Source organism: Corynebacterium sp., from assembly GCF_012837295.1.
Classification (GTDB): Bacteria; Actinomycetota; Actinomycetes; order Mycobacteriales; family Mycobacteriaceae; genus Corynebacterium.
In genome coordinates this window covers 1-7,614 of sequence record NZ_DURI01000178.1, presented here as the reverse complement: position 1 = coordinate 7,614, position 7,614 = coordinate 1, and the positions used below count along the sequence as shown (strand labels likewise).

General features: G+C 66.3%; 5 protein-coding genes. 2 read left to right on the top strand and 3 right to left on the bottom strand.

Annotated features, from left to right (window positions below):
• Positions 1-284 precede the first annotated feature (284 nt).
• Positions 285-3,845 carry a DNA polymerase III subunit alpha gene (gene dnaE / locus GX015_RS06120; RefSeq protein WP_291343609.1) on the top strand — a complete coding sequence of 1,187 codons (3,561 nt, stop codon included), beginning with the start codon at positions 285-287 and terminating at the stop codon, positions 3,843-3,845.
• A gap of 114 nt (positions 3,846-3,959) precedes the next feature.
• Here the strand turns inward: dnaE and GX015_RS06115 are convergent, their stop codons facing one another.
• The 3 genes from GX015_RS06115 to GX015_RS06105 form a co-directional block, all read right to left on the bottom strand.
• A complete protein-coding gene (locus tag GX015_RS06115) occupies positions 3,960-4,613 on the bottom strand; it encodes a DUF6308 family protein (RefSeq protein WP_291343607.1) in 654 nt (217 codons plus the stop codon).
• Positions 4,614-4,822: 209 nt separating this feature from the next.
• Positions 4,823-5,422, bottom strand: coding sequence for a hypothetical protein (locus GX015_RS06110; protein ID WP_291343605.1), 600 nt, complete (start codon positions 5,420-5,422; stop codon positions 4,823-4,825).
• 229 nt (positions 5,423-5,651) lie between these two features.
• Positions 5,652-6,326, bottom strand: coding sequence for a hypothetical protein (locus GX015_RS06105; RefSeq protein WP_291343604.1), 675 nt, complete (start codon positions 6,324-6,326; stop codon positions 5,652-5,654).
• A gap of 140 nt (positions 6,327-6,466) precedes the next feature.
• On the opposite strand from GX015_RS06105, the gene ilvA reads away from it, so the two are divergent.
• On the top strand, positions 6,467-7,614 hold a 1,148-nt coding region (ilvA, locus tag GX015_RS06100; protein WP_291343602.1), incomplete at its 3' end, for a threonine ammonia-lyase IlvA.

Sequence of the window (7,614 nt, the reverse complement as noted above, 5' to 3'; positions counted from 1 at the left end):
GGAAGAGGGTGAAGACGCCGTCGGGCAGGGGAGCGAACATCGCGTGTCCTTTCCTTGGAGGGCCCGTCCGGGAGATCCGGCCGGGTACGTCGCCCCGGATGATTTCCATGGGCCAAACGTGAGGATGCGCTCAAGTATGGGGGCGGGCGGGTGAATTGTAAAGTTTCGATAACGTGACCTTGCACACGTCTGCGAACATGGATATATGCAGGTAGGGCTTTAATTTTGTTCTAAATTCCGCGCCATTGGTCCGCGATCCGGGGCACCGCCTACAATCCGGAGCCATGGCCAACTCCAGCTTCGTGCATCTCCACAATCACACCGAGTACTCGATGCTGGACGGCATGGCGAAGATCGACCTGCTCGCCGACGAGGTCTCGCGGCAGGGCATGCCGGCGGTCGGCGTCACCGACCACGGCAACATGTTCGGGTCCAACGCGTTTTACCGGCAGATGAAGAAGAAGGGCGTCAAGCCCATCATCGGCATCGAGGCGTACATGGCGCCGGAAAGCCGCTTCAACAAGAACCGCATCACGTGGGGCGAACCGCACCAGAAGGGCGACGACGTCTCCGGCCGCGGCTCGTACCTGCACCAGACGATGCTCGCCGAAAACGTGCAGGGGCTGCACAACCTCTTCTACCTGTCGTCGATGGCGTCGTACGAGGGGCAGCTGGGCAAGTACCCGCGCATGGACGCCGAGATCATCGCCGAGCGCGCCGAGGGCATCATCGCCACCACCGGTTGCCCCTCCGGCGACGTGCAGACGCGCCTGCGCCTGGGGCAGTTCGACGAGGCGCTGGCGGCGGCCGGCATGTGGCAGGACATCTACGGCAAGGACAACTACTTCCTCGAGCTCATGGACCACGGGCTCGACATCGAGACCCGCGTGCGCACCGAGCTGCTGGAGATCGGGCGGAAGCTCGGCCTGCCGCCGGTGGTGACCAACGACTGCCACTACGTCACCCGCGATCAGGCGAAGGCGCACGAGGCCATGCTGTGCGTCCAGACCGGCAAGACCCTGCACGACCCCGACCGCTTCAAGTTCGACGGCGACGGGTACTACATCAAGACCGCCGCCGAAATGCGCGCCACCTGGGACCACCTGGTGCCCGACGCGTGTGACAACACTCTGCTCATCGCCGAGCGCGTCGGCGACTACGACCCGATCTGGGAAGAGCACCCCCACGACCGCATGCCGAAGGCCGACGTGCCCGAGGGGGAGACCCCGACCACGTGGTTGCGGCACCAGGTCATGGAGGGGTTGGCCAAGCGTTTCGACGGCGCGGAGGTGCCCGAGGAGTACATCCGCCGCGCCGAATACGAGATCGAGGTCATCGACGGCAAGGGTTACCCGTCGTACTTCCTCATCGTCGCCGACATCATCGCCCATGCCCGCGACATCGGCATCAAGGTCGGGCCGGGCCGAGGGTCCGCCGCCGGCTCGCTGGTCGCGTACGCCACGTGGATCACCAACATCGACCCGATCGAGCACGGGCTGCTGTTCGAGCGATTCCTCAACCCCGAGCGCCCGTCCGCGCCCGACATCGACATCGACTTCGACGACCGCCGCCGCGACGAAATGATCCGCTACGCCGCCGACAAGTGGGGCGAGGACAAGGTCGCGCAGGTGGTGACCTTCGGCACCGTGAAGACGAAGCAGGCGATCAAGGACTCCGCCCGCGTGCAGATGGGCCAGCCCGGCTACCAGGTCGCGGACCGGATCACGAAGGCGCTGCCGCCGCCCATCATGGCCAAGGACATCCCGCTGGGCGGCATCGTCGACCCGTCGCACGAGCGCTACGGCGAGGCGGCGGAGGTGCGCCAGCTCATCGAGACCGACGCCGACGTCGCCCGCATCTACGAGACCGCCCGCGGACTGGAAGGCGTGGTCCGCCAGACCGGCGTGCACGCGTGTGCCGTGGTCATGGCGTCGGTGCCGCTGCTCGATCACATCCCCATGTGGAAGCGCGCCGCCGACGGGGCGATCATCACCGGCTGGGACTACCCGGCGTGCGAGGCCATCGGCCTGCTGAAGATGGACTTCCTGGGCCTGCGCAACCTGACGGTCATCGGCGACTGCCTGGAAAACGTCGTGTCCAACCGGGACGAGCACATCGACCTGGACACCCTCGATGTCGTCGACGGCCCCACCTACGAGCTGCTGGCCCGCGGCGACACTCTCGGCGTGTTCCAGCTCGACGGCGGCGGCATGCGCGAGCTGCTCAAGCGCATGCGCCCGACCGAGTTCAACGACATCGTGGCCGCGCTGGCGCTGTACCGCCCGGGGCCGATGGGCGTCAACGCCCACTGGGAGTACGCCGACCGCAAGAACGGCGTGAAGCCGATCGTGCCCATTCATCCCGAGCTGGAGGAGCCGCTGGAGGAGATCCTCTCCGAGACCTATGGCCTGATCGTCTACCAGGAGCAGATCATGAGGATCTCGCAGAAGGTGGCGAATTACACGGCCGGCCAGGCCGACGGCTTCCGCAAGGCCATGGGCAAGAAGAAGCCCGAGGTGCTGGAAAAGGAGTTCATCAACTTCGAGGCCGGCATGAAGTCCAACGGCTACTCGGCTGCGGCGATCAAGACGCTGTGGGACACGATCCTGCCGTTCGCCGGTTACGCGTTCAACAAGTCGCACGCCGCCGGCTACGGCCTGGTGTCCTTCTGGACCGCGTACCTGAAGGCCAACTACACCGCCGAGTACATGGCGGCGCTGTTGACGTCGGTGGCGGACAACAAGGACAAGTCCGCCATCTACCTGTCGGACTGCCGCCACCTGGGCATCCACGTGCTGTCACCGGACGTCAACGAGTCGGCGATGAACTTCCAGTCCGTGGGCGAGGACATCCGCTTCGGCCTCGGCGCGATCCGCAACGTCGGCCGCGACGTCGTCGATTCGATCGTCGCCACCCGCGAGGAGAAGGGCGCGTTCAAGGACTTCTCGGACTACTTGGACAAGATCGACACTCTGCCGTGCTCGAAGCGCGTGACGGAGTCACTGATTAAGGGCGGCGCCTTCGACTCGATGGGGCACCCGCGCAAGGGTCTGGCGTTGATCCACGAAGATGCGGTCGACGCGGCGCTGCCGACGAAGAAGGCCGCCGACAAGGGCCAGTTCGACCTGTTCGCCGGCTTCGGCGGCGGCGACGAGGCCGGCGACGATGCCGACAACGTCTTCCAGGTGAAGATCCCGGAGGAGAACTGGGAACGCAAGCACGAGCTGGCTCTCGAGCGCGAGATGCTCGGCCTGTACGTGTCGGGCCATCCGCTCGACGGGTTCGAGGAGTCGCTGGCGCAGCAGACAGACACGGCGATCACCACCATCGTCGGCGGCGAAGTGCCGCACAACACCGAGGTGGTCATCGGCGGCATCATATCCAGCGTCGATCGCCGCGTGAACAAGGACGGCCTGCCGTGGGCGATCATCGGTCTGGAAGACCACAACGGCGCATCGGTGGAGGTCCTGGCCTTCCCTCGCACGTACGCAATGGTGTCGACGCTGGTCGCCGAGGACGCGATCGTTCTCGTCCGCGCCCGGGTCCAGTACCGCGACGACCGCCTGTCGATCGTGTGCGACGACCTGAAGGTCCCGGACCTGGGGCTGAACGGGTCGGGCAGCCCGATTCGCCTGACCATGCGTACGGATCAGTGCACGCCGGACAACATCGCGAAGCTCAAGGGCGTGCTGGTGAACAACAAGGGCGATTCGGATGTGTACCTGAATCTCGTGGAGGGCAACAATTCGACGTTGATGGTCCTCGGCGAGCATCTGCGCGTGACCAAGTCGTCGAGCCTGTTCGGCGATCTCAAGGCCACGATGGGCACGGGCATCCTGGGGTAGCGGCGGGGCAGCGCGCCGGCGGGCAGTGACGGCGGTGCTTCACGCAGGGTTTGCCGCTCCGGCGCGACGGGCCGCCTTGCTTTACGGCGCACTGGTGCGCCAAGCCCACCTGCCTTACGGCGAGTCGGTGCGCTTCTTTCCGTGCATCCACACGATGACGTCGAATATCCGGATTGCGCTCGTGCCGTCGGGTGCGGCTGACTCAGCCCCGATTTCCAGCAGGCGTTCATGCAAACCATCCGTGCGCAGATACTCGCGCAAGCGAGCCCAATATTGATTGTCGCCCGGGTGATCGAGGGTCTCCGTAACGACCGAGTCGATGATGGGAATCAGTCGGGGACGTTTGCGCGCCATCAGCTTCGACGCGATGACCGGACCGATGCCCGGCATCTCGAGGAGCGTTTGCCTGAGCTCTTCGGCTACGCCGAGCGTTGAGTCATCGGCGTTCTTGAGGTCGGTTTGGGTGGGGAGCTGCTCGAGGATCCGCTCGGCCCGTGCACGCAGATGCGGCTGATGCTCGCCGAGCATCGTCAATACGGAATGGCGTTTGAGCGGGGTGCTGAGTAGCCCCGTCGACAGCAAATCGGCGTGGGTGAAGTGTTCGCGAACTTTTTCGCGGTCGCCGCCGCCATCCAGGACGTCGAAGCGGGCTCCGGAGTAGCTGACGCGTCCATCGTTTTCCGCGTAGTAGCCGTTGACGAGTGCGATGGCGGCGTCTTCATTGCCCATTGTCAATTCTCCGGGAAGCGTCCAGATCATTGCGGTCATGGCGCCGAGTGTAAGTAGGCGCGAGCTCGCTGGCCACTGCGCGAAACGCGCCTTCCTGCCGGATAAACGCGACAGGAAGCGTGTTTCCGTCAGATTGGCGTGTTTGTGGGGATTGGGAATTCGGTCGCATTGAGGGCGGTGATAACACCAAGTCAATCAGACCAGTGGCGGAGCGGCGGGCGCAGCAACGTCCGCGGTGCCCGATCAGATCAGCTCCAGCCGTAGCGGTCCGCGGTGATGTATCCGGACTTGCCGGACAGCTCGTCGGTGAACGTCAGTCGGTCGGATTCCGTGAGATCAAAGATGACGCCGTTGATTTCGTAACGGTCGCCGCCGTCGACCTCGTCGAGATCCAGGTCCGCCATGTTGGCGTTCGCCTGCATCGCCTGGATGGTTTCCGCGTTCATGTCGAAGCTGAGCGTATTCGCGGGCCCGGGGCCGGACGTGGGCGTCCATTCCGCCGTCCCCTGGCAATTGAGGAAAGCCTGCTCGCCGACCCAGCAACTCATCCCGACGCCGTCGAGCGTGAAGGCGATGCCGTCCGCTTCGAGCGCGGTGACGGCGCCGTCACCGTCGTCCGTGGATTCACCGGAAGATTCGGTTTCCTCGGTGGCGCTCGTTTCCGGGGACTCGCTCGATTCTTCCGTGGACGGTGAGGGCTTCGTCGACGTCGGCGACGTGGTGGTCTCGGTTTCGGTGGTGGTCGCCGACGGGGCCGGCTCCTCCGAATCTGAGCATGCTCCGAGAAGGAGGGCGGATGCTGCGAGGATGGCCGCTGCACTGCGGCGGGAAACGGCGTGAATGTTCATGCATTCGACGCTACTATTTCCGGTGAAACCATTTGCACATTCGTTCCCGCCGGTGCACCCGAATTGCGAGGGCGTCCTGCGCATTTCGGCGATGGCTTCGCGTTGGGGAAAGGCTTTACGACGGCCCGCCGATCACAGATACACGTGAACCTGCCAGATACACGCGGCAGAACATGAGTATCTGGCCGTTTGGCGTGTATTTGGGCCGTGCCCGTTGCCGGGAGGTCGGCTACTCGTCCCAGGCGTAGTCCTCGACGGTGACCCAGCCGGACTCGGTCTCCCCGTCGCCGACCTCGACGGTGAAGGTCAGGCGCTCGCGGTCGGTGAGGTCGATCGTCGCGTCGCCGAGAAGGTATCGGCCACTGGAACGGACGCCCTGGATCTGCCAGGCGGTCACCGGGGCATTGGCCTGGACGGCACGCACGCCCTCCTTTGCGTCGTCTGCGTCGCCGCCACCGACGCCGCCCCTGTCGTCCCCGTCGCCCTCGCCCTTACCCTCGCCTTCGCCGTCGTCCGCGACGGTGAACAGGAGCACCGATGCGGGGGAGGGGCCCTCGGTCGCGTCCCATCCCGCCGCGCCCTGGCATCCGAACACCGAGTCGTCGCTGCCGTCGTCTGCGTCCGCCCAACACAGCATCTGCGTTCCGCCGAGCTCGAACTGGATGGCGTCGGCGTCGATGGCCACGGGCTCGGGTGCGTCGTCCTCCGCGATCGGGCCCCCGTCGTCGCCCACGCTCGGCGACGGGCCGCCGCCGGCTTCGGACGATTCGACGCCCATGTTCGCTTCGTCGGGCGCCGCTGCGCCGGATGCGCCGTCATCGCCCGTCGAACACGCGCCGGCGGCCAGGGCGGGCACGAGGAACAGGGCGGCGGCGGTTCGTCGTAAAGCTCTGTGCTCGTTCATGGGCTCACGCTACCGGCGGCGGCGAACAATTTCATCGGGGAAGCCACTTTTCCGTCGCGGTCCCCGCCGCGCGACCCACGTCCCATCTCGTGAACCCTGCGTTCCACTTTCGGCGACCGGGGCGAGTATCGTCTACGTCCATGAACGCTTCTTCCGCGCCGTCCACCGACACCGCCCGCCGCCTCGTCCACGCGGCGGACATCCAGGCCGCCCAGGCCAGGATTTCGTCGGTCATCGCCGCGACGCCGCTGCAGTTCTGCCCGCGGCTGAGCGAGCTGACGGGGGCGCGGGTCTTCCTCAAGCGCGAGGACCTGCAGGACGTCCGGTCCTACAAGATCCGCGGCGCCTACAACGCGATGGTGCAGCTCACCGACGAGGAACGCGCCGCCGGCGTCGTCGCGGCATCCGCCGGCAACCACGCGCAGGGCGTCGCATACGCCTGCCGCACCCTCGGCGTGAAGGGCCGCATCTACGTGCCCAACCAGACGCCGAAGCAGAAGCGCGACCGCATCGCCTACCACGGGCGCGACGCAGTGGAGATCATCGTCACCGGCGACAGCTTCGACGAGGCCGCCTCCGCCGCCCGCGCCGACGCGCAGACCACCGGCGCGCGGATGATCGAGCCGTTCGACTCCTTCAACACCATCGTCGGCCAGGGCACCGTCGCCGCGGAGATCGTCGCGCAGCTGTCCGGCCAGGGCCTCACGCCCGACACGGTGTGCGTCCCAGTTGGCGGCGGTGGCCTGCTTGCGGGCGTGACCAGCTACTTCGCCGACATGTCGCCGCGCACGGCCCTCGTCGCCGTCGAGCCCGCCGGCGCCGCCTGCCTCACCGCCGCGATGGCCGCCGACGAGCCCGTCGAGCTGCCGTCGGTCGACCCCTTCGTCGACGGCGCCGCGGTGAAGAAGCTCGGCGAGCTTCCGTACCAGATCATCGACCGCAATCGCTCGCGCATCCACACGGTCATCGCCCCGGAGGGCGCGGTGTGCGTGGCGCAGCTGGACCTCTACCAGAACGAGGGCATCATCGCCGAGCCCGCCGGCGCGCTGTCGGTGGCCGCCCTCGACCAGCTCAACGCGCGCCCGGGCGAGGTCATCGTCTGCATCGTCTCCGGCGGCAACAACGATGTCCTGCGCTACGCGGAGATCATGGAGCGATCCCTGGTCTACCGCGGCCTGAAGCACTACTTCCTGGTCAACTTCCCGCAGAAGCCGGGCCAGCTGCGCATGTTCCTCAACGACATCCTCGGCCCGGACGACGACATCGCGCTGTTCGAGTACCTCAAGCG

Bases quoted from the DNA above. Each gene is read 5' to 3' on its own strand.
- GX015_RS06105 (WP_291343604.1), bottom strand. From the start codon at position 6,326: ATGAACGAGCACAGAGCTTTACGACGAACCGCCGCCGCCCTGTTCCTC.
- GX015_RS06115 (WP_291343607.1), bottom strand. From the start codon at position 4,613: ATGACCGCAATGATCTGGACGCTTCCCGGAGAATTGACAATGGGCAAT.
- dnaE (WP_291343609.1), top strand. From the start codon at position 285: ATGGCCAACTCCAGCTTCGTGCATCTCCACAATCACACCGAGTACTCG.
- GX015_RS06110 (WP_291343605.1), bottom strand. From the start codon at position 5,422: ATGAACATTCACGCCGTTTCCCGCCGCAGTGCAGCGGCCATCCTCGCA.